The sequence below is a fragment of the Streptomyces sp. DG1A-41 genome, from assembly GCF_037055355.1.
In the GTDB taxonomy this organism is placed as follows: domain Bacteria; phylum Actinomycetota; class Actinomycetes; order Streptomycetales; family Streptomycetaceae; genus Streptomyces.
In genome coordinates this window covers 5439508-5461747 of record NZ_CP146350.1, presented here as the reverse complement: position 1 = coordinate 5461747, position 22240 = coordinate 5439508, and the positions used below count along the sequence as shown (strand labels likewise).

The window sequence follows — 22240 nt, the reverse complement described above, 5'->3', positions numbered from 1 at the left end:
ACCCCTTACAGCTTCATCAGGCTGGCGTCGTCGACCGAGGCCGAGTGGCGGGCGCGGAACAAGGACACGATGATCGCGAGCCCGACCACGACCTCCGCGGCGGCGACGACCATCGTGAAGAAGGCGATGATCTGGCCGTCGAGGTTGCCGTGCATCCGGGAGAAGGCGACGAACGCGAGGTTGCAGGCGTTGAGCATGAGCTCGATGCACATGAACACCACGATCGCGTTGCGCCTGATCAGCACGCCGGTGGCACCGATCGTGAACAACAGGGCCGCGAGGTACAGGTAGTTGACCGGGTTCACTTCGACGCCTCCTCGGGCCGCTTGAACGTGGTCGGCTCGATGGCCTTCCGCTCCAGGCGCTCCTCGGCACGCTGCTCCAGGGCCCGCAGGTCGTTGAGCGCCTCCTGCGAGACGTCCCGGACCTGGCCCCGCTCCCGCAGCGTCTTGCTGACGGTGAGGTCGGAGGGCGTGCCGTCGGGCAGCAGGCCGGCGATGTCGACCGCGTTGTGGCGGGCGTACACACCGGGGGCCGGCAGGGGCGGCAGTTGCTTGCCTTCGCGGACCCGCTGCTCGGAGAGTTCGCGCTGCGTCCTGGCGCGATCGGTGCGCTCGCGGTGGGTGAGCACCATGGCGCCGACGGCGGCCGTGATGAGCAGGGCGCCGGTGATCTCGAACGCGAAGACGTACCGGGTGAAGAGGAGGGCGGCGATGCCCTCCACGTTGCCGCCGGCGTTCGCCTGGCCGATGCCGTTGAACTCGCTGAGGGAGGCGTTGCCGATGCCGGCGATCAGCAGGACGCCGAAGCCGAGCCCGCACAGCAGGGCCAGCCAGCGCTGGCCCTTGATGGTCTCCTTCAGGGAGTCCGCCGCGGTGACGCCGACGAGCATCACCACGAACAAGAACAGCATCATGATCGCGCCGGTGTAGACGATGATCTGTACGACGCCCAGGAAGTAGGCGCCGTTGGCGAGGTAGAACACCGCCAGGATGATCATGGTCCCGGCGAGGCAGAGGGCGCTGTGCACGGCCCTCTTCATGAGGATGGTGCACAGGGCGCCGATCACCGCGACCGTGCCGAGGATCCAGAACTGGACGGCCTCTCCGCCGGAGGTGGAGTAGGCGGCGAGCTGGGCGGTCATCGGCCGATCACCTTCTCCGACGCCGGCTCGGTCCCGCCGAAGGTCGAGTCGGCCTCCTGTACGACCTCGCCCTTGGAGTGGGCGACCTGCCGCTCCGTACCGGGTGCGGCCTCGGTGACCAGGCCCCGGTAGTAGTCCTGTTCGTCGGTGCCCGGGTAGATGGCGTGGGGCGTGTCGACCATGCCCTCCTCCAGACCGGCGAGCAGCTGCTCCTTGGTGTAGATGAGGTCGGCGCGGGTGGAGTCGGCCAGCTCGAACTCGTTCGTCATCGTGAGCGCGCGTGTGGGGCACGCCTCGATGCACAGGCCGCACAGGATGCAGCGGGCGTAGTTGATCTGGTAGACGCGGCCGTACCGCTCGCCCGGCGAGTAGCGCTCCTCGTCGGTGTTGTCCGCGCCCTCCACGTAGATGGCGTCGGCGGGGCAGGCCCACGCGCACAGTTCGCAGCCGACGCACTTCTCCAGGCCGTCGGGATGGCGGTTGAGCTGGTGCCGTCCGTGGAAGCGCGGAGCCGTGGTCTTCTGCTGCTCCGGGTACTGCTCGGTCAGCCGCTTCTTGAACATGGCCTTGAAGGTCACGCCGAAGCCGGCCACCGGGTTCTGGAAACCGGGCTTGGTGTCCTTCGGTTCCTCAGCCATCGGACGCCTCCTTTCCATCCGTAGTTCCGCCCAGAGATCCGTCACTCTGAGTATCGGGCCCACCACTGACAATGAGCTCCCGCTCGCTGCGCGAAGGGCGTCGCGGGACCGGCGGGAGCTCCTGTCCCGGCAGGGGCGGTACGGGGAATCCGCCCGCCATCGGGTCGAAGGCGACCGGGGCCTCGGCCGGCGGTTCGGCCTGCTTCGCCTTCTCGCGGAACATGTCGACGACGAAGGAGAGCACCAGCAGGGCCAGCACGCCGCCGCCGACGTAGAGTGCGATGTCGGCGAAGTCGTAGCCCTCGTTCCTGAAGGCGCGCACGGTCGCGACGAGCATCAGCCAGACCAGCGAGACCGGGATGAGAACCTTCCAGCCGAGCTTCATCAGCTGGTCGTAGCGGACGCGTGGGAGCGTGCCGCGGATCCAGATGAACATGAACAGCAGCAGCTGGACCTTGACCGTGAACCAGAGCATCGGCCACCAGCCGTGGTTCGCGCCCTCCCAGAAGGTGCTGACCGGCCAGGGGGCCCGCCAGCCGCCGAGGAACAGCGTCGTGGCGACGGCCGAGACGGTCACCATGTTGACGTACTCGGCGAGCATGAACATCGCGAACTTGATCGACGAGTACTCGGTGTTGAAGCCGCCGACCAGGTCGCCCTCGGACTCCGGCATGTCGAACGGGGCGCGGTTGGTCTCGCCGACCATCGTCACGATGTAGAGGACGAAGGAGAGCGGCAGCAGCAGGATGTACCAGCGGTCGGTCTGCTGCTCCACGATCGCCGAGGTCGACATCGACCCCGAGTAGAGGAACACGGAGGCGAACGCCGCGCCCATCGCGATCTCGTACGAGATCATCTGCGCACAGGAGCGCAGGCCGCCCAGCAGCGGATACGTCGATCCGGAGCTCCAGCCCGCCAGCACGATGCCGTAGATGCCGACGGAGGCGACCGCGAGGATGTAGAGCATCGCGATCGGCAGGTCGGTGAGCTGCATCGTGGTGCGGTGGCCGAAGATCGAGACCTCGTTGCCGGCCGGGCCGAAGGGGATCACCGCGATCGCCATGAAGGCCGGGATGGCCGCGACGATCGGCGCGAGGACGTACACCGCCTTGTCCGCGCGTTTGACGATGACGTCTTCCTTGAGCATCAGCTTGATGCCGTCGGCGAGCGACTGGAGCATGCCCCAGGGCCCGTGCCGGTTCGGGCCGATGCGCAGCTGCATCCAGGCGACGACCTTGCGCTCCATGACGATGGAGATCAGCACGGTCACCATCAGGAAAGCGAAGCAGAACACCGCCTTGATGACGACCAGCCACCACGGGTCGGTGCCGAACATCGAGAGGTCTTCAGCGGCGAGGTACGGGCTCATGCCTCCACCTCCTTGGGGGCCTCGCCGGCGAGGGCCGCCGGACCGATGCGGACGAGGGAGCCGGGCCGCGCCCCGGTGTCGGAGGCGACGCCGCCGCCGGTGGAGTTCAGCGGCAGCCACACCACCCGGTCGGGCATCTCGCTGATCTGGAGCGGCAGTTCGACAACTCCCTCGGGGCCGGTCACCGCGAGGAGGTCGCCCTCCTTGACGCCCGTCTCGGCGGCCGTCGCGGGCGACACGCGCGCGCGTGCGGCGTGCCGCGTACCGGCGAGTGCCTCGTCGCCCTGCTGGAGAACACCCTGGTCGAGCAGCAGCCGGTGCCCGGCGAGCACCGCCTCACCGGCGGCCGGACGGGGCAGGACGCCCGCCGTCTCCAGGGGTTCGGTGGCCCGGGGGCCGTCCCAGGCGCCGAGCCGGTCGATCTCCGCCCGTACGGTGCGCAGATCCGGCAGTCCGAGGTGGACGTCCATTGCGTCGGCCACCATCTGAAGCACGCGCGCGTCGGTGGGTGCGAGGCGGCGGGTCATGTGGTCGGGCTTGAGCGCGGCCTCGAAGAAGCGGACCCGGCCTTCCCAGTTGAGGAAGGTGCCGGCCTTCTCGGCGACCGCGGCGACAGGAAGGACCACGTCCGCCTTGCGGGTGATCTCGCTGGGCCGCAGTTCGAGCGAGACCAGGAAGCCGACCTCGTCGAGTGCCGCACGCGCGCGTGCCGGGTCGGGCAGGTCGGTGATCTCGACGCCCGCCACCAGCAGGGCCTGGAGTTCGCCGGTCGCGGCGGCCTCCACGATCTGGCCGGTGTCGCGGCCGTAGCGGTGCGGGAGGCCGGAGACGCCCCAGACGCCGGCGACCTCGTCACGCGCACGTGGATCGGTGGCCGGGCGCCCGCCCGGCAGCAGCGACGGCAGCGCGCCCGCCTCGATGGCACCGCGCTCCCCGGCCCGGCGCGGGATCCACGCCAGCCGCGCTCCGGTCGCCGAGGCGGTGCGTACGGCGGCGGTCAGACCGCCGGCCACCGCTGCCAGCCGCTCGCCGACGACGATCACGGCGCCCTCGGCGCGCAGCGCCTCGGCGGCGAGAGCGCCGTCGTCCTCCAGGCCGACGTTGCTCGCGAGCGCGTCCAGCCACTCGGTCTCGGTGCCGGGGGCCGCCGGCAGCAGCGTCCCGCCGGCCTTCTCCAGACCGCGCGTGGCGTGCGTTGCCAGGGAGAAGACCTGCTGCCCGTGCTTGCGCCAGGCCTTGCGGAGCCTCAAGAAGACGCCGGGCGCCTCCTCCTCCGCCTCGAAACCGACGAGCAGGACGGCGGGTGCCTTCTCCAGTGCGGTGTACGTGACGCCCGTACCGTCGAGGTCCCGGCCGCGCCCGGCGACCTGGGCGGCGAGGAAGTCGGCCTCCTCGGGGCTGTGCACGCGCGCGCGGAAGTCGATGTCGTTGGTGTCGAGCGCCACGCGCGCGAACTTGCTGTACGCGTAGGCGTCCTCGATCGTGAGCCGGCCGCCCGTCAGCACACCGGTGCGGCCCCGGGAGGCCAGCAGCCCCTGGGCCGCGATCTGGAGCGCCTCCGGCCAGGAGGCCGGTTCCAGCTCGCCCTCGGCGTTGCGCACGAGCGGTGTCTCGAGCCGGTCCCGCTGCTGCGCGTACCGGAACGCGAACCGCCCCTTGTCGCAGATCCACTCCTCGTTGACCTCGGGGTCGTGGGCCGCGAGCCGCCGCATGACCTTGCCGCGCCGGTGGTCGGTGCGCGTGGCGCAGCCGCCGGAGCAGTGCTCGCAGACCGACGGGGACGAGACCAGGTCGAAGGGGCGGGAGCGGAATCGGTACGCCGCCGAGGTCAGCGCGCCGACCGGGCAGATCTGGATGGTGTTGCCGGAGAAGTACGACTCGAACGGGTCGCCCTCGCCGGTGCCGACCTGCTGGAGCGCTCCGCGCTCGATCAGCTCGATCATCGGGTCGCCCGCGACCTGGTTGGAGAACCGGGTGCAGCGGGCGCACAGCACGCACCGCTCGCGGTCCAGCAGCACCTGCGTGGAGATCGGTACGGGCTTCTCGTACGTCCGCTTGCGGCCGTCGAAGCGGGACTCGGCGTCGCCGTGCGACATCGCCTGGTTCTGCAGGGGGCACTCGCCGCCCTTGTCGCAGACCGGGCAGTCCAGCGGGTGGTTGATGAGCAGGAGCTCCATCACACCCTTCTGGGCCTTCTCGGCGACCGGCGAGGTGAGGTGGGTCTTGACCACCATCCCGTCGGTGCAGGTGATGGTGCAGGACGCCATGGGCTTGCGCTGGCCCTCGACCTCGACGATGCACTGGCGGCACGCGCCGGCCGGGTCGAGGAGGGGGTGGTCGCAGAACCGGGGGATCTCGATGCCGAGCTGTTCGGCGGCCCGGATGACCAGGGTGCCCTTGGGCACGCTGATCTCGACGCCGTCGATCGTCAGCGTCACGAGGTCCTCCGGCGGGACCGCCGCCTGCCCGCCGCCTGAGGGAGCGTTCGTGGTCACGGTCATGCGTTCACCTCCGTGCGGTCGGCCCAGGCCGTCGACTTGGCCGGGTCGAAGGGGCAGCCCCGGCCCGTGATGTGCTGCTCGTACTCCTCGCGGAAGTACTTGAGCGAGGAGAAGATCGGCGAGGCGGCGCCGTCACCGAGGGCGCAGAAGGACTTGCCGTTGATGTTGTCGGCGATGTCGTTCAGCTTGTCGAGGTCGGACATCTGTCCCTTGCCGGCCTCGATGTCGCGCAGCAGCTGCACGAGCCAGTACGTGCCTTCGCGGCAGGGCGTGCACTTGCCGCAGGACTCGTGGGCGTAGAACTCGGTCCAGCGCGTCACGGCCCGCACCACGCAGGTCGTCTCGTCGAAGCACTGGAGAGCTTTTGTGCCGAGCATGGAACCCGCGGCGCCCACTCCTTCGTAATCAAGAGGGACGTCGAGATGCTCGTCGGTGAACATCGGGGTCGAGGAGCCGCCCGGCGTCCAGAACTTGAGGCGGTGCCCGGGGCGCATCCCGCCGCTCATGTCGAGGAGCTGGCGGAGCGTGATCCCGAGCGGCGCCTCGTACTGGCCGGGGCTCGCGACATGGCCGGACAGGGAGTAGAGCGTGAAGCCGGGCGACTTCTCACTCCCCATCGACCGGAACCATTCCTTGCCCCGATGCATGATCGCGGGAACCGACGCGATCGACTCGACGTTGTTCACCACAGTCGGGCACGCGTAGAGGCCCGCGACCGCAGGGAAGGGGGGACGAAGCCGCGGTTGACCCCGGCGGCCTTCGAGAGAGTCCAGCAGTGCGGTCTCCTCACCGCAGATGTACGCGCCCGCGCCCGCGTGCACGGTGATGTCGAGGTCGAGTCCGCTGCCGAGGATGTTCTCGCCGAGGAAGCCCGCCTCGTACGCCTCGCGCACGGCAGAGTGCAACCGCCGCAGCACTGGGACGACTTCACCACGCAGATAGATGAAGGCATGCGACGACCTGATGGCGTAACACGCGATGATCATGCCCTCGATGAGGCTGTGCGGGTTCGCGAAGAGGAGCGGGATGTCCTTGCACGTCCCCGGCTCCGACTCGTCGGCGTTGACAACTAGATAATGCGGCTTTCCATCCCCCTGGGGAATGAACTGCCACTTCATGCCCGTGGGGAATCCCGCGCCGCCGCGCCCGCGCAGACCGGACTCCTTGACGTACGCGATCACGTCGTCCGGCGACATGGCGAGCGCCTTGCGGAGCCCCTCGTACCCGTCGTGCCGTCGGTACACGTCCAGCGTCCAGGACCTGTCCTCGTCCCAGAAGGCCGACAGCACCGGTGCGAGCAGCTTCTCGGGGCTCATGTCTTTCAGCTCGGGTGCCAAGGTCATCACTCCCCCTCCTCGGCGACAGGCCCGGCCGGGTGGGCGGGGTCGGAGGCCGACGTGTCCTGTGGCGCGTCGTGCGAGCTCAAGTGCTCCGTCGGTGACGGCTCGTGCGGTGCCTCGGTCCGGGCCGCCTCGCCGCGCGGATGCACCACGCGCGCGGGAGCGGACTCGCCCTTGGCGAGCTTCAGGCCGACCAGGGAGGCGGGTCCGGCGCTTCCCCGGACTCGACGGCCCCGTCCCGCTCGTCGGGGAAACCGGCCAGGACCCGGGCGGTCTCCTTGAAGGTGCACAGGGGCGCCCCGCGCGTGGGTGTGACCGGCCGTCCCGCGCGCAGGTCGTCGACGAGGCGCTTGGCGCTGGCCGGGGTCTGGTTGTCGAAGAACTCCCAGTTGACCATCACGACCGGCGCGAAGTCGCAGGCCGCGTTGCACTCGATGTGCTCCAGGGTGACCTTGCCGTCGCCGGTGGTCTCGCCGTTGCCGACGCCCAGGTGCTCCTGGAGCTCCTCGAAGATCGCGTCCCCGCCCATCACGGCGCACAGGGTGTTGGTGCACACCCCCACCTGGTAGTCACCGCTCGGCCGGCGGCGGTACATGGTGTAGAAGGTGGCGACCGCGGTGACCTCGGCCGTGGTCAGGCCGAGCATCTCCGCGCAGAACCGCATCCCGGTGCGCGTGACGTGCCCCTCCTCCGACTGCACCAGGTGCAGCAACGGCAGGAGGGCGGACCGGGAGTCCGGGTAGCGGGCGATGATCTCGCGCGCGTCGGTCTCCAGACGGGTGCGGACATCGTCCGGGTAGGCGGGTGCGGGCAGTTCGGGCATGCCCAGGCTGACGCCCCGCTCGGAAGAAGAGGTGGTCACCGGTCGACGCCTCCCATCACGGGGTCGATGGACGCGACGGCGACGATGACGTCGGCGACCTGGCCGCCCTCGCACATCGCCGCCATGGCTTGCAGGTTGGTGAAGGACGGGTCGCGGAAGTGGACCCGGTAGGGGCGGGTGCCGCCGTCGGACACGACGTGCACCCCGAGTTCGCCCTTGGGCGACTCGACCGCCGCGTACGTCTGTCCCGGCGGGACGCGGAAGCCCTCGGTGACCAGCTTGAAGTGGTGGATCAGGGCCTCCATGGAGGTGCCCATGATCTTCTTGATGTGGTCGAGGGAGTTGCCGAGGCCGTCGGGCCCCAGGGCGAGCTGGGCCGGCCAGGCGATCTTCTTGTCGGCGACCATGACCGGGCCGGGCTGGAGCCGGTCCAGGCACTGCTCGACGATCCTGAGCGACTGGCGCATCTCCTCCAGGCGGATGAGGAAGCGGCCGTAGGCGTCGCAGGTGTCGGCGGTCGGGACGTCGAAGTCGTACGTCTCGTAGCCGCAGTAGGGCTGCGTCTTGCGCAGGTCGTGCGGCAGGCCGGTGGAGCGCAGGATCGGGCCGGTGGCGCCGAGGGCCATGCAGCCGGCCAGGTCGAGGTAGCCGATGTCCTGCATGCGGGCCTTGAAGATGGGGTTCCCGGTGGCGAGCTTGTCGTACTCCGGGAGGTTCTTCTTCATCTTCTTCACGAACTCGCGGATCTGGTCCACCGCGCCGGGCGGCAGGTCCTGGGCGAGTCCGCCTGGGCGGATGTACGCGTGGTTCATCCGCAGGCCGGTGATCAGCTCGTAGATATCGAGAATGAGTTCACGATCACGGAATCCGTAGATCATGATCGTGGTGGCGCCGAGCTCCATGCCGCCGGTGGCGATGCACACCAGGTGCGACGACAACCGGTTCAGCTCCATCAGGAGCACGCGGATGATCGAGGCGCGGTCCGGGATCTGGTCCTCGATGCCGAGGAGCTTCTCCACCCCGAGGCAGTACGCCGTCTCGTTGAAGAACGGCATCAAGTAGTCCATGCGCGTCACGAACGTGGTGCCCTGGGTCCAGTTCCGGTACTCGAGGTTCTTCTCGATACCGGTGTGGAGGTAGCCGATGCCGCAGCGGGCCTCGGTGACGGTCTCGCCGTCGATCTCCAGGATCAGGCGGAGCACGCCGTGCGTGGAGGGGTGCTGCGGGCCCATGTTGACGACGATGCGCTCGTCGTCGGCGCGGGCCGCGGACTGGACGACCTCGTCCCAGTCGCCACCGGTGACCGTGTAGACGGTGCCCTCGGTGGTCTCGCGCGCCGCGGCGGCCGCGGCGGCGGCGTCGGATGCGTGCGACGTGCTCATGAGTACGACCTCCGCTGGTCCGGAGCCGGGATCTGGGCGCCCTTGTACTCGACGGGGATGCCGCCGAGGGGGTAGTCCTTGCGCTGCGGAAAGCCCTGCCAGTCGTCCGGCATCATGATCCGCGTCAGGGCGGGGTGACCGTCGAAGACGATGCCGAAGAAGTCGTACGTCTCGCGCTCGTGCCAGTCGTTCGTCGGATAGACGGAGACCAGCGACGGGATGTGCGGGTCGCTGTCAGGGGCGCTGACCTCCAGGCGGATCAGCCGGTTGTGGGTGATCGAGCGCAGGTGGTAGACGGCGTGCAGCTCGCGGCCCTTGTCGTTCGGGTAGTGGACGCCGCTGACGCCGGTGCACAGCTCGAAGCGCAGGGCCGGGTCGTCGCGCAGGGTCCGGGCGACCCTCACCAGGTGCTCGCGCTCGATGTGGAAGGTCAGCTCGCCGCGGTCGACGACCGTCTTCTCGATGGCGTTGTCGGGGAGCAGTCCCTGCTCCTCCAGCGCGCCCTCCAGCTCGTCGGCGACCTCGTCGAAGTATCCATATGCGCCTTTGCCGCGTGGGCCGCCGTAGGGGCGGGTCGCCGGTCCCGGGAGCCGGACCGAGCGGACCAGGCCGCCGTAGCCGGAGGTGTCACCGCCGTTGTTGGCGCCGAACATGCCGCGCTGGACGCGGATCTCCTCGCCGCCCTGGCCGCGCTGGCCCGGGAGGTTCGACGCGCTGAGGTCCTTCTCGGGGTTGACCCCGTGGTTGTTCGCGTCGCTCACCGCAGCAGCCCCTTCATCTCGATCGTGGGCAGGGCCTTGAGCGCCGCCTCCTCCGCCTCGCGGGCCGCCTCCTCGGCGTTCACGCCGAGCTTGGAGCTCTGGATCTTCTGGTGGAGCTTGAGGATGGCGTCCATCAGCATCTCCGGCCGTGGCGGGCAGCCGGGGAGATAGATGTCGACCGGCACGATGTGGTCGACGCCCTGGACGATGGCGTAGTTGTTGAACATGCCGCCCGAGGAGGCGCAGACCCCCATGGAGATCACCCACTTGGGGTTCGGCATCTGGTCGTAGACCTGCCGCAGCACCGGCGCCATCTTCTGGCTCACCCGGCCGGCGACGATCATCAGGTCCGCCTGGCGCGGCGAGCCCCGGAAGACCTCCATGCCGAAGCGCGCCAGGTCGTAGCGGCCGGCGCCGGTGGTCATCATCTCGATGGCGCAGCAGGCGAGGCCGAACGTGGCGGGGAAGACGGACGACTTGCGCACCCAGCCCGCGGCCTGTTCGACGGTGGTCAGCAGGAAGCCGCTCGGCAGCTTTTCTTCGAGTCCCATGACGTGTGGCCCCTCAGTCCCATTCCAGGCCGCCGCGCCGCCATACGTACGCGTACGCGACGAAGACGGTGAGCACGAAGAGCAGCATCTCCACGAGCCCGAAAATCCCCAGGGCGTCGAAGGTGACGGCCCAGGGGTACAGGAAGACGATCTCGATATCGAAAATGATGAAGAGCATCGCCGTCAGGTAGTACTTGATCGGGAAGCGCCCGCCACCGGCCGGCGTGGGGGTCGGCTCGATACCGCACTCGTAGGCCTCGAGCTTGGCCCGGTTGTACCGCTTGGGCCCGATCAACGTGGCCATGACCACGGAGAAGATCGCAAAGCCTGCCCCGAGGGCTCCCAGTACGAGGATGGGCGCATAAGCGTTCACCGCTCCTCGCTCCTCTCAGTCGGCACTGACTGCTGGCGGTTTGCGTCGGGCTCACATCCGCCTCACCTGTCCCTCGAACCCCGCCTGCCCCGGCGAAGATCGGGAACATGTGAAGCAGGTCACAAGCCCAACCGCGTGCATCTTATGCCCGACGCTCTGTGATCTGCGACACGGGGTATTGCACAAGCTTTGTGATCTCTACCACCTGACGATCGATCATGAAGTCGGATGAGCGGTGATCTTCACACCCGAAGCGTCCGAGTGATCACCAGAGGTGACATTTTGGCTCGTCAGCGCAGGCCGGAGGGGTCGTCTCAATATCAAGAGAGTTCCCTTGCATGCAAATTGGCGATGGACTCGATCTCTTGATAGAGGCGCGTTCACACATCGGAGGGCGTGTGGAGCGGGGTGTGAACGCGTGCATTCGTTCACGATCTTCGCGAGGTCGTGATCCGGTCGTGATCTACGGCGCCGGACGCGCACGCCCCGGCAGCCGTTCCGTGACCTCCGTCACACACACGAGAGGTCCACGAGAGCGGGGCTTGGCCAATCAACCCAACCGATGGTAGGCGCGGGGCAATTCGGGCGTATTGATCAAACACCGTGATCACAGGCCGGTTACGGTGAGCCCGCAATGTCCGTTACGGCGTCAATAAGGAACCTCGAGCGGGCGTTTTGAGGGCCCGATTGAACAACTGTGGCGCAGCACACGTTTCTTGAAGATATGAAGGAGCCCCTGGTACCGGTTGTTCCCATGTCCCACACCGCTCACATACGCAGCCACCGGAAGCCCCGCCGCAGCGCGACCTCTTCGATCGCCGTGCGTGCCGGAGTTGCCGGTGGCGTTCTCAGCATGGCAGCGGCGGGTGCGTCGGCCTCGGCGAGCGCCGCCGAGCCGGTCACCCAGACCATCGAACTGCCCACCCTGACGGCCGACCTGTCCGCCCAGGTCGCCCAGTCCGCTGCCGCCACCCAGCAGGCGGCCGCGAACTACGAACTGCGCGCCGAGCGTGACGCCGCCGCCGCCAAGGCCGCCGCGGAGGCCAAGAAGGACCTCGTCGAGGCGAAGAAGAAGGCGGAGGCCAAGAAGAAGGCCGCCGAGGCCGCCCGCAAGGCCGCAGCCGAGCGCGCCACGCGCAACGCCGAGCGCGCGACGCTCTCCGCGTCCGCGTCCGCCTCCACGTCGGTGTCGGCGCCCGCCAGCGGCAGCGTCGCGACCGTCATCGCCTTCCTGAAGGCCCAGGTGGGCGACGCCTACGTCATGGGCGCCACCGGTCCCAACGCCTGGGACTGCTCCTCCCTGGTGCAGGCCGCGTACAAGCAGGTTGGTGTGGACCTGCCGCGCGTCTCGCAGGACCAGTCGATGGCCGGCACGGACGTCCCGCTGTCCGACATCCAGGTCGGCGACATCCTCTACTGGGGCGGCAAGGGTTCCGCGTACCACGTGGGTGTATACATCGGAGACGGCCAGTACCTGGACGCGGCCAACCCCTCCAAGGGCGTCGTCATCCAGGACCTGTCGGGCTACCCGGCGTCGGGCGCGGTGCGCGTCCTCTGATGTCGCGCTTGCACTGAATTCACGCATAACGGGTCAGAGGGCCGCTGCCGCTCGGGGCAACGGCCCTCCCGGCCTGTCCAAAACACCCCCGGTATGCCGTCAAGGCCTTCCAGGGCATCTCAGGGCGCCTCTCCGAGGTCGAAGGTGTCGGGGGTCCCAGCCGGTACCGCAGTCCCTCCACGCGCATCAGGCGCTCCGGCGGGAGCAGAGCCTGAGCCACAGCAGACAGACGAGGTCCAAGCCGCTGAACGGCGGCGGTCCGCCGAGGCACCGAGTTCCTCCGGATTCGTCGTCGATCTTCACGCCCGCGGAATCGATCCCGGCACCAAGGCGGAGGCCACACTGAAGTGCCCTGACATGTCGCACGGTGCGCGTCTGACCGCCCATGGTGCGGTCTCCACATCCCTGGCCCTGTGCAGTGATCGCGCCCTGCGCGAGCTCGTGGACACGGCCGTGCCGATCGGATCCGGCATCGGCGGGACGTCGGCCCTGCTGGAGGTCGCCGGGACCCCGGTCTTCGTGAAGCGGGTGCCCCTCACCGACTTGGAGATGCGCCCCGAGCATGTCCGGTCCACGGCGAATCTGTTCGAGCTGCCCGTCTTCTGCCAGTACGGCATCGGCGGGATCGGCGGGCCGGGCTGCGGGGCCTGGAGAGAACTCGCCGTGCACACCATGACGACGAACTGGGTGCTCGCGGCGGAACACGAGGGCTTCCCCCTGATGTACCACTGGAGGGTGCTGCCCGACTCGACGCCCCTGCCAGACGAACTGGCCGACGTCGAGCGGGCTGTTGCCTACTGGGGCGGCGGATCGCAGGTGCGCCGCCGGATCGAGGCCCGCAGGCAGTGCTCGGCGAGCGTCGCGCTGTTCCTGGAGTACATCCCGCAAAACCTGCACCAGTGGCTGGGCATTCAGCTCGACGCAGGCGACGAGGCCGCCGACCGGGCCTGCGCCATGGTGGAGAAGAACCTGGCAGCCGGAACGTCGTTCATGAACGCGCGGGGGCTCCTGCACTTCGACGCGCACTTCGAGAACATCCTGACCGACGGCCGGCGCCTCTACTTCGCGGACTACGGCCTCGCGCTCTCCTCCCGCTTCGAGCTGTCCCAGGACGAGGCCGACTTCTTCGACCGGCATCAGGTCTACGACCGCTGTTACACCGCGACGCATCTGGTGAACTGGCTGGTCACCGCCCTGTACGGGTACCAGGTAGGGGACTGGGAGGGCCGCTACGCGCTGGTGCGCGCCTACGCGGAGGGCAAGCGCCCCGCTGGAATCCCGCAGGAGGCCGCGGCGATCATCGCCCGGCACGCGCCGATCGCCGCCGTGATTTCGGACTTCCACCTCAGGTTCCGGCGCGAGAGCAGGCAGACCCCGTACCCGCTGGAGGAGATCCGCCGGCTTGGCGGGATGTACGGCTCCTGATTCCCTGAGGGCAAGGAGGGGCCTCCGCTGCCGGAAGCCCGGTTCCCGCCCGCAGCATCCTCAGAATCACAGGGAGAGACAGATGCCGAGCGTCTTCGTGCAGGGACGGCCCGTCGACTCGTACCCGCGGCTCGCGCCCGAGGCCAGGAACGGGCAGGTCCGGCGGATCACCGAGGTCGGTGAGGAGGTCCTGCACAAGCCGTGCCGGGACGTCACCGAGTTCGGTCCGGACCTCGCCGCGCTGATCGACGACATGTTCCTGACGATGTACACCGCGGACGGGGCCGGGCTCGCGGCGAACCAGGTCGGGGTCGATCTGCGGCTGTTCGTGTACGACTGCCCGGACGACGACGGGGTGCGGCACGTCGGGCACGTCGTCAATCCGGTGCTGGAGCCGCTGGACGCCGCTCACCGGCGGCTGCTCGACGAGGGCGAGGGGTGCCTGTCGGTGCCGGGCGCCACGATGGGCGTGCCGCGTCCGGACCGGGCCGTGGTGCGCGGGTACGACCGGGACGGCCGACCGATCGTGATCGAGGGCACGGGCTACTTCGCCCGCTGCCTCGCGCACGAGACCGACCATGTCAACGGGCAGGTGTACCTGGACCGGCTGTCCGGGCGGGAACGCAAGGAGGCGCTGCGGCAGATGGCGGACCGGCGCGAGGCCGTGTTCGCGCGCCGGGCCGCCAACATCGCGGCCCTGAGCGGCTGATCGGGCCTTCGGTGCCGAAGCCCAAAGGTTCGAAGGCCCGAAGGACCGAAGATCCGAAGGCGCGAATACCCAATGGCCCCAAGGCCCGAGCGCCCGATCAGGCCTTCGGCGCCACCTTGCTCAGGCCGTTGATGATGCGGTCCATCGCGTCGCCGCCGGTCGGGTCGGTGAGGTTCGCGAGGAGCTTCAGCGTGAACTTCATCAGCAGCGGGTGGGTGAGGCCGCGCTGGGCCGCGATCTGCATGACCTTCGGATTGCCGATGAGCTTCACGAAGGCCCGGCCGAGCGTGTAGTAGCCGCCGTAGGTGTCCTTGAGGACGCGCGGGTAGCGCTGGAGGGCCATTTCACGCCCCGCGGGTGTCGCGCGCGCGTGGGCCTGGACGATGACGTCGGCGGCGATCTGGCCGGACTCCATGGCGTAGGCGATGCCCTCGCCGTTGAAGGGGTTCACCAGGCCGCCGGCGTCGCCCACCAGCAACAGCCCCTTGGTGTAGTGGGGTTGGCGGTTGAAGGCCATGGGGAGGGCGGCGCCGCGGATGGGCCCGGTCATGTTGTCGGGGGTGTAGCCCCAGTCCTCCGGCATGGACGCGCACCAGGCCTTCAGGACCTCGCGCCAGTCCAGCTCCTTGAAGGAGTCGGAGGTGTTCAGCACGCCCAGGCCGACGTTCGAGGTGCCGTCGCCCATGCCGAAGATCCAGCCGTAGCCGGGGAGCAGCCGGTCGACGGCCCCGCGGCGGTCCCACAGCTCCAGCCAGGACTCCAGGTAGTCGTCCTCGTGGCGCGGGCTGGTGAAGTACGTCCGCACGGCCACGCCCATCGGGCGGTCCTCGCGGCGGTGCAGGCCCATCGCGAGGGACAGGCGCGTGGAGTTGCCGTCGGCGGCCACGACGAGCGGGGCGTGGAAGGTGACCTCGCGCTTCTCCTCGCCGAGCTTGGCGTGCACGCCGGTGATACGGCCCGTGCGGTCGTCCAGGATCGGCGCTCCCACGTTGCAGCGCTCGAACAGCCGGGCACCCGCCTTCTGGGCCTGCCGGGCGAGCTGCTCGTCGAAGTCGTCACGCTTGCGGACGAGGCCGTAGTCGGGGAAGGAGGCGAGATCCGGCCAGTCGAGCTGGAGCCGGACACCGCCGCCGATGATGCGCAGGCCCTTGTTGCGCAGCCAGCCGGCCTCCTCCGAGATGTCGACGCCCATCGCCACCAGCTGTTTGACGGCGCGTGGGGTGAGGCCGTCGCCGCAGACCTTCTCGCGCGGGAACTCGGTCTTCTCCAGCAGAAGGACGTCGAGTCCCGCCTTGGCGAGGTGGTAGGCGGTCGTGGAGCCGGCCGGCCCCGCGCCCACGACGATCACATCGGCGGTGTTCTCGGAGAGCGGCTCGGTCACGACGGTCACGGCGGGATCTCCCCAAGGTCGAAATCTGCGTGCCGACCGGCACTGGACATGGGCAGTCTATGCAGCGGCATTGATCACCCGACTGAAGGGCTGCCTACGCGAACTACCCACCTGTCAACGGAGAGTAGTCGACTGTCACAGAAAGACACCTGCCGCTTCCGGCCGGTGCGGAGCGGGAGTTACCCTTCCCGTACCACTGGGGGTGACATCTGTGCGTATGTCCCGCAAAACACCCGAAGTGCGTGTACCGCGTCTGGTGGGCCTGATGGCCGTGGACGCGCGGGAGACGGCCCGGGCGCAGGGCCTGCTCCTCACCGCACCGGACCGGCCCGACTTCCATCACGCCGTCGTCGACTACGTCGTACGGCAGTACCCGCAGCCCGGTGCCCAGGTGCCGCGGGAGTCGATGGTGTACGTGTGGTTCGACTTCGGTCCGGGCGAGGGCGGCGGGGGCGTGCACGAGCCGCGGATCCCGAGGCCGCCCAGGGGAGGTCTCGGGCGGGAGCTGGACGAGCCCGGCGACCCGTCCACCATGGTCCTCAGCTCCCCGTAGGGCCTGTCAGCTCTCCTTGAAGCCCCGGTGCAGGGCGACGATGCCGCCGCTCAGATTGCGCCAGGCCACCCGCGACCAGCCGGCCTTGCCCAGCCGCTCGGCCAGCGCGGGCTGGTCGGGCCAGGCCCGGATGGACTCGGCGAGGTAGACGTAGGCGTCGGGGCTGGAGGACACGGCCCGCGCCACCGGCGGCAGGGCGCGCATCAGGTACTCGGTGTAGACGGTGCGCAGCGGCGCCCAGGTGGGGTGCGAGAACTCGCAGATCACGACGCGCCCGCCGGGCCGCGTCACCCGGTACATCTCCCGCAGGGCGGCGTCCGTGTCCTGCACGTTGCGCAGCCCGAAGGAGATGGTGACGGCGTCGAAGGTGTCGTCCCTGAAGGGCAGCCGCGTCGCGTCCCCGGCGGTGTAGGGCAGCCAGGGCTGCCGCTGCTTGCCGACCCGGAGCATGCCCTGGGAGAAGTCGCAGGGGACGACGTACGCGCCGGTGCGGGCGAAGGGCAGCGAGGAGGTGCCCGTGCCCGCCGCCAGGTCGAGGACCTTCCGCGCGGGGCGCGCGTCGACCGCCTTGGCGACCTCCTTGCGCCATCGCCGGTCCTGGCCGAGGGACAGCACGTCGTTGGTCAGGTCGTACCGTTCCGCCACGTCGTCGAACATCGAGGCGACTTCGTGCGGCTGCTTGTCCAGGGATGCGCGGGTCACTGGCCCATTGTTGCAGTACGCCCTCCCGGGAGGAGCCGCGGCTTGCGCCGCGCCGCCAGGTCCTCCACCCATCCGCACAGCAGCACGAACACCGCGATCAGCACCCAGCCCACGCCGAACATGAACCACTGGCTGTCCAGCGGCAGGTACGCCTCGAACGCGGGCACGTCCCAGAACCGGTCGATCAGCGGTACGGCGAGGATCAGCGCGATCTCGTGCCAGAGGTAGATCGTCACCGCCCGGGCGTTGAAGACGGCCACGACGCGGTCCAGCCGCCGGAAGCGGGCGAGCCCCGCGAAGTCGGTTCGGAAGCGGGCCTTGGCGTACATCAGCAGCGTCACGAACCCCGCAGACCAGAAGGCCTGCGCGAGCGGATTCTCATCGAGGTCGTACGTGCCGTACTCGGCCTGGTGCTCGAAGGCGTACCAGCCACCGTAAGCGAGGGCGCCCAGCGCGAGCGGGACCACCGCGGCGGGCTTCAGCCGGGCCAGTACGCCGTCGTGGTGCGCGAAGCCGAGGAGCCAGCAGAACAGGAACGTCGCCAGGTCCGTGAGCGCGCTGCCGAGACGGCCGTCCGGCGGCTGCCAGGCGTACCGGAGGACGACGACCGGGACGAGGGACGCCAGCAGGACCGGGACGGGCGCGAGCCAGAACACCTTCAGCAGGAGCGGGGAGAGGAGGACGAACCACAGGTACGTCCGCAGGTACCAGACGATCTCCCAGGCCTGCTCGGCCCAGGCGTCGCCCGGCGGGTCGCCGAGCGGCACCACCCAGTACACGATCTGCCATCCGGGCATCCAGCCGTGCACCAGCATCGCCCCCACCACGAACACGCCCCAGAACCAGAAGGGCGGCAGCAGTCTGCGAATCCGGCTGCCGAGCACCGTGAGCGCGGGGCGCTGGAGGGATGTCGCCATGAGGGTCCCGGCCAGGCCGAACATGACTCCCATGGAGGGGAAGACCAGTCCGGCCCAGGCCCAGCCGAAGGTGTGGTACGCGACGACGCGGACGAGGGCGACCGCCCGGAGGGTGTCGAAGTAGCGGTCGCGGCCGGGGCGCCGGGCCGGCTCCGGACGGGCCGGGACCGCGACCGTCGCGCCCTTGCTGTGCGCCCCCATCAGCTCGCCCCCGCCGGGGTCCCGACCTCGCCGGTCCGCTTCAGCTTCTGCCAGCGCAGCCTGCCGCCGGTGAGGGCGGTGACGCAGGAGTGGATGAGGACGAGGTACATCATCTGCCGGTAGGCCAGCTGCTGGAGCGGCATCATCAGCAGGTAGCGGTACTTCTCGCGGTCCAGGCGGAAGGCGTAGGCCGCGCACAGGAGCTGGACGCCGAGCACCGCGCACCACGCGAGCAGGGCGGCCCGGAAGTCGATGAAGACCATCGAGTAGAGGGTGAACAGGTCGATCAGCGGGGCGAAGACCGGCGTGACGATCTGGAAGAGCACCACCAGCGGCATGCCGACCCGCCCGAAGCGCCCCGAAGGCCCCTTGTCCGTGAGGGACTTGCGGTGCTTCCACAGCGCCTGCATGGTGCCGTACGACCAGCGGTAGCGCTGGGACCACAGCTGCTTGAGCGATCCGGGCGCCTCGGTCCACGCCCGCGCGTGCTCCTGGTAGACGACCCGCCAGCCCGCGCGGTGCATCGCGATGGTGATGTCGGTGTCCTCGGCGAGGGTGTCCTCGCTCATGCCTCCGACCTGGAGCACCGCCTCGCGGCGGAACGCGCCGATCGCGCCGGGGATGGTGGGCATGCAGCGCAGCAGGTCGTACATGCGCCGGTCGAGGTTGAAGCCCATCACGTACTCGATGTGCTGCCAGGCGCCGATGACGGTGGTGCGGTTGCCGACCTTGGCGTTGCCCGCGACCGCGCCGACCTCCGGGTCGGCGAAGGGCTGGACGAGCTGCCGCACGGTGTCCGGCTCGAAGACGGTGTCGCCGTCCATCATCACGACGATGTCGTGAGCGGCGTTGCGCACCCCGTTGTTGAGCGCGGCCGGCTTGCCCGCGTTCGCCTGGCGGATGACGCGGACGTTCGGCATGCCGAGGGACTCGGCGATGTCCGCCGTGCCGTCCGTCGAGCCGTCGTCCACGACGATGATCTCGATCGGGTGCGTGCTGTGCGCCAGCGAGGTGAGGGTGTTGGCGATGCACTCCTTCTCGTTGTACGCCGGGACGATCACGCTCACCGGCTCGGTGACCGTCGGCCCCCAGCTGAAGCGGCGTCTGTTGCGCTGCCGGTAGTGGCGGCGGGCGAGGATCAGCATCATCCCGAAGCGGCCCATGACGGCCACACCGACCACCATGAGGCCGACGGACAGCGTGGGCACGGCGGCCTCGGCGACGGCGACGGCCGCGACCAGGGCCTTGCCCTCGTAGAGGACGGCGCCGGTGGCCTCGCGGTGGGCGGCCTGGAGCCGGGATCCGTCGAAAGCGCCGGGAGCGGCCGCGTTCCTCAGCTCCATGACGCCGCTGATGGTGGTGAAGGTGTACCCCTTCGCCCGCATCTTCTCGATGTACTGCGGCAGCGCCTCGATCGTCTGCGAGCGCTCGCCGCCCGCGTCGTGGAAGAGGACCGACGCGCCCTTGTTCTTCGTCGGCGTGGCCCACTGGACGATCTTCGAGACGCCCGGCCGCTTCCAGTCGTCGCTGTCGGTGTCGACGAAGACGCTGGTGTAGCCGTCCTGGCCGAGCTTCTTGTAGACGGGCCAGCTGTAGTTGTCGATGGCGTCCGTCTCCGAGGAGTACGGCGCCCGGAACAGGGTGGTCGTGATGCCGGCCGCGCCCGCCAGCGCGAGCTGCGTCTGCTCCATCTCGCGCCGGACGCGGGTGTCGCTCTGGTACGACAGGTCGACGTGCGTGAAGGTGTGGATCCCCACCTCGTGGCCCTGCCCGACCATGTCCTCGACGATGCCCGGGTAGCGCGACACCATCGAGCCGACCAGGAAGAACGTGGCGGGCACGTCGTACTTCTCCAGGATCTCCAGTACCTGCGGCGTCCAGGTCGGGTTGGGGCCGTCGTCGAAGGTGAGCGCGATGGTCTTGTCCGGCACGGAGACGGTCGTGGCCTGTCCGCCGCGGAAGGTGACGATCGGCCCGCCGTTCAGGATGTCGTCGGGTACGTCGCTGGAGGCGGCCCCGGTGCGGACGCGCTGGTCGCCGCCGACCTCGGCGCGCAGATAGCCGTCGAGGAGCATCACGCAGACCAGCGCGAGCAGGAGCAGCAGGGCGAGGATGACGCGCGGCCTCTGGAGCGCGGCGGCCTTGCCGGCGGCGCGCTCCATCCGGGAGGGGGCGCGGCGGCGGCCGCGGGAGGGAGTGGTCATGGACGGCGGCCCCGGTCAGCCGGCGACCGCGGAAGCGGAAGCCGAAGGGGACGGGGACGTGGTCGTGGTGGGACCGGTGGTGCCGCTTCCGGCGCCCTGGGGCGGTGCCGACGGGGCGCCGCTCGGCGGCGTGGCGCCCGGGCCGCCGGGACCCTCGCCCAGCGGCGGGCCGCCACCGGCCCCCGCACCCGCGAACGGCAGCAACTGCGACGGCGTGAGGGAGGTGCCCCAGCCCATGAAGGCCGCGCCGAGCACGGCCGCGTACCCGAGGCAGACGGCCCCCAGGAGGAGGCCGATCCGGCGCAGCAGCCGGGCCCGGCGTCCGGAGTTGTCAACGAACACGGGCCCTTCGGCGGACTCGTTGCCGCGTTTGCGGCGGCGACCGCGAGTGACGCGGCTTTCGATGGCAGTCTCGGAATGCATTCCCCGGACATTAGGTCGCCTTTATGTGGCCTAAACTCGGGTTTTCATGTGAGAGACCCGTGAGAAACGACCCAAGCTGTCGTTTCTCTGAGAGTTCTCACGTATCGCTGCGAAACTCGCCCTGGGCGCCCGAATTGATGTGAGACGTTTGCGGCCGGGAAACGTATGGGGTCTTGGACCGGGACACCGACATCACGAGAACGGGAGCGTGCGCCATGAGGAGTTACCGGAAACCGGCGGCGGTCGGGCTGGGCTGCCTGCTCGCCCTGGTCACCGCGGGGTGCTCCCGACAGGCCGAACCGGTCGACCGAGCACGCCCGGCACCCTCGTCGACAGCCGCCCCCAGCACCTCGCCCCCTGCCGAGGCGGGTACCGCGTACGCCCCGTACGTGAGCGCCACGGATGCCTCCGGCACCGACTCCGCCGGCTCTCCGACGACGTACAACCTGGCCTTCGTCCTGGCCGACGGCGACGACTGCGTCCCGCGCTGGGACGGCACCCACGCCATCGGCGACTCGACGGTGAAGTCCCGTATAGCGCGGCTGGCGAAGACCGGCGGCCAGGTCCGGGTCTCCTTCGGCGGCGCCTCCGGCAAGGAACTCGCGGCGGCCTGCGACAGCGCGACGGAACTGGCGGCGGCGTACGGCAAGGCCCTCGACGCGGCCGGTGCCACCCGGGCCGACTTCGACGTCGAGGGCGACGAACTGGCCGACTCCGCCTCCATCGCCCTGCGTTCGAAGGCGATCGCGCTGCTCCAGAAGGAGCGTACGGATCTGGAGGTCTCCTTCACGCTCCCGGTCATGCCCTCGGGCCTGGGCAAGGACAGCCTGGCGCTGCTCGGCTCCGCCAACGACAACGGCGTGCGGGTCGGCACGGTCAACCTGATGACGATGAACTACGGCACGTCGTACGACGGCGACATGGGCGGCTACGCCCTCACGGCCGCCAAGGCCGCGCACACCCAGCTGAAGAAGGTCTTCGGCACGTCGGACGCGGCCGCCTGGCGGGGCATGGCGCTCACCTCGATGATCGGCGTCAACGACGTCGACGGCGAGACCTTCACGCTCGCCGACGCGGCCGAGGTCCGGGCCTTCGCCGAGGAGAAGGGCATCGGGTGGGTGTCGATGTGGTCGGCCGCGCGGGACCGGCAGTGCGCGAACGGTTCCACGTCGGACCGGCCGACGACCGATTGCAGTGGGGTGGCGCAGAGTTCGGGGGCGTTCGGGGAGGCGTTCGCGAACTGACGGATCAACGGGGCGCTCACAAGGCCCGCTTC

At 69.5% G+C, this 22240-nt stretch carries 20 protein-coding genes and 1 pseudogene; 5 read left to right on the top strand and 16 right to left on the bottom strand.

What is annotated here, in order from left to right; genetic code table 11:
• Nucleotides 1–5: 5 nt before the first annotated feature.
• The 11 genes and pseudogenes from nuoK to V8690_RS25560 form a co-directional block, all read right to left on the bottom strand.
• Complete coding sequence (nuoK, locus tag V8690_RS25610) at nt 6–305, bottom strand: NADH-quinone oxidoreductase subunit NuoK (RefSeq protein WP_003992252.1); 300 nt, start codon at nt 303–305, stop codon at nt 6–8.
• Nucleotides 302–1144 carry an NADH-quinone oxidoreductase subunit J gene (locus tag V8690_RS25605; RefSeq protein WP_338782420.1) on the bottom strand — a complete coding sequence of 281 codons (843 nt, stop codon included), beginning with the start codon at nt 1142–1144 and terminating at the stop codon, nt 302–304. The genes nuoK and V8690_RS25605 overlap by 4 nt, the downstream gene beginning before the upstream one ends.
• Nucleotides 1141–1782, bottom strand: a complete 642-nt coding sequence (nuoI, locus tag V8690_RS25600; protein WP_338782418.1) for an NADH-quinone oxidoreductase subunit NuoI — start codon at nt 1780–1782, stop codon at nt 1141–1143. The genes V8690_RS25605 and nuoI overlap by 4 nt, the downstream gene beginning before the upstream one ends.
• Nucleotides 1775–3151 (bottom strand): NADH-quinone oxidoreductase subunit NuoH, encoded by a 1377-nt coding sequence (gene nuoH / locus V8690_RS25595; RefSeq protein ID WP_338782416.1) that lies wholly within the window; start codon nt 3149–3151, stop codon nt 1775–1777. Before nuoH ends, nuoI begins: the two co-directional genes overlap by 8 nt.
• Entirely contained in the window at nt 3148–5652 is a 2505-nt protein-coding gene (locus tag V8690_RS25590; protein ID WP_338782415.1) for an NADH-quinone oxidoreductase subunit G, read from the bottom strand. The genes nuoH and V8690_RS25590 overlap by 4 nt, the downstream gene beginning before the upstream one ends.
• Entirely contained in the window at nt 5649–6995 is a 1347-nt protein-coding gene (gene nuoF, locus V8690_RS25585; RefSeq protein ID WP_193505575.1) for an NADH-quinone oxidoreductase subunit NuoF, read from the bottom strand. The genes V8690_RS25590 and nuoF overlap by 4 nt, the downstream gene beginning before the upstream one ends.
• A pseudogene (gene nuoE / locus V8690_RS25580) lies at nt 6995–7854 on the bottom strand (NADH-quinone oxidoreductase subunit NuoE). The gene nuoF and the pseudogene nuoE overlap by 1 nt, the downstream one beginning before the upstream one ends.
• Nucleotides 7851–9197 (bottom strand): NADH-quinone oxidoreductase subunit D, encoded by a 1347-nt coding sequence (locus V8690_RS25575; protein ID WP_338782413.1) that lies wholly within the window; start codon nt 9195–9197, stop codon nt 7851–7853. Before V8690_RS25575 ends, nuoE begins: the two are co-directional and overlap by 4 nt.
• On the bottom strand, nt 9194–9958 hold the full coding sequence (locus V8690_RS25570) for an NADH-quinone oxidoreductase subunit C (protein WP_338782412.1): 765 nt from the start codon (nt 9956–9958) through the stop codon (nt 9194–9196). Before V8690_RS25570 ends, V8690_RS25575 begins: the two co-directional genes overlap by 4 nt.
• A complete protein-coding gene (locus V8690_RS25565) occupies nt 9955–10509 on the bottom strand; it encodes an NADH-quinone oxidoreductase subunit B (protein ID WP_018528252.1) in 555 nt (184 codons plus the stop codon). The genes V8690_RS25570 and V8690_RS25565 overlap by 4 nt, the downstream gene beginning before the upstream one ends.
• A 13-nt stretch (nt 10510–10522) precedes the next feature.
• Entirely contained in the window at nt 10523–10882 is a 360-nt protein-coding gene (locus tag V8690_RS25560; RefSeq protein ID WP_003974383.1) for an NADH-quinone oxidoreductase subunit A, read from the bottom strand.
• Between the two features lie 724 nt (nt 10883–11606).
• On the opposite strand from V8690_RS25560, the gene V8690_RS25555 reads away from it, so the two are divergent.
• The 3 genes from V8690_RS25555 to def all read left to right on the top strand — a co-directional run bounded on the left by V8690_RS25555 (nt 11607) and on the right by def (nt 14574).
• A complete protein-coding gene (locus V8690_RS25555) occupies nt 11607–12440 on the top strand; it encodes a C40 family peptidase (RefSeq protein WP_338782411.1) in 834 nt (277 codons plus the stop codon).
• Between the two features lie 357 nt (nt 12441–12797).
• Nucleotides 12798–13865: a protein kinase family protein gene (locus V8690_RS25550; protein ID WP_338782410.1), complete on the top strand. Its 1068-nt coding sequence runs from the start codon at nt 12798–12800 to the stop codon at nt 13863–13865.
• 82 nt (nt 13866–13947) lie between these two features.
• Complete coding sequence (def, locus tag V8690_RS25545; protein ID WP_338782409.1) at nt 13948–14574, top strand: peptide deformylase; 627 nt, start codon at nt 13948–13950, stop codon at nt 14572–14574.
• A 97-nt stretch (nt 14575–14671) separates the two neighbouring features.
• Here def and V8690_RS25540 read toward each other — a convergent pair whose 3' ends face one another.
• On the bottom strand, nt 14672–15964 hold the full coding sequence (locus V8690_RS25540; protein ID WP_338782408.1) for a geranylgeranyl reductase family protein: 1293 nt from the start codon (nt 15962–15964) through the stop codon (nt 14672–14674).
• 217 nt (nt 15965–16181) lie between these two features.
• Between V8690_RS25540 and V8690_RS25535 the strand changes: the two genes are divergently transcribed.
• On the top strand, nt 16182–16517 hold the full coding sequence (locus V8690_RS25535; RefSeq protein WP_338782407.1) for a PASTA domain-containing protein: 336 nt from the start codon (nt 16182–16184) through the stop codon (nt 16515–16517).
• A gap of 6 nt (nt 16518–16523) precedes the next feature.
• Here the strand turns inward: V8690_RS25535 and V8690_RS25530 are convergent, their stop codons facing one another.
• Genes V8690_RS25530 through V8690_RS25515 form a run of 4 tightly spaced genes read right to left on the bottom strand, consistent with a single transcriptional unit; the run spans nt 16524 to nt 20964 of the window.
• Nucleotides 16524–17219 carry a demethylmenaquinone methyltransferase gene (locus tag V8690_RS25530; RefSeq protein WP_338782406.1) on the bottom strand — a complete coding sequence of 232 codons (696 nt, stop codon included), beginning with the start codon at nt 17217–17219 and terminating at the stop codon, nt 16524–16526.
• Nucleotides 17216–18337, bottom strand: coding sequence for an acyltransferase (locus V8690_RS25525; protein WP_338782405.1), 1122 nt, complete (start codon nt 18335–18337; stop codon nt 17216–17218). Before V8690_RS25525 ends, V8690_RS25530 begins: the two co-directional genes overlap by 4 nt.
• Nucleotides 18337–20541 carry a bifunctional polysaccharide deacetylase/glycosyltransferase family 2 protein gene (locus V8690_RS25520; RefSeq protein WP_338782404.1) on the bottom strand — a complete coding sequence of 735 codons (2205 nt, stop codon included), beginning with the start codon at nt 20539–20541 and terminating at the stop codon, nt 18337–18339. Before V8690_RS25520 ends, V8690_RS25525 begins: the two co-directional genes overlap by 1 nt.
• 15 nt (nt 20542–20556) lie before the next feature.
• Nucleotides 20557–20964: a hypothetical protein gene (locus V8690_RS25515; RefSeq protein ID WP_338782403.1), complete on the bottom strand. Its 408-nt coding sequence runs from the start codon at nt 20962–20964 to the stop codon at nt 20557–20559.
• Between the two features lie 215 nt (nt 20965–21179).
• On the opposite strand from V8690_RS25515, the gene V8690_RS25510 reads away from it, so the two are divergent.
• Complete coding sequence (locus V8690_RS25510) at nt 21180–22208, top strand: hydrolase (protein WP_338782402.1); 1029 nt, start codon at nt 21180–21182, stop codon at nt 22206–22208.
• Nucleotides 22209–22240: the final 32 nt, after the last annotated feature.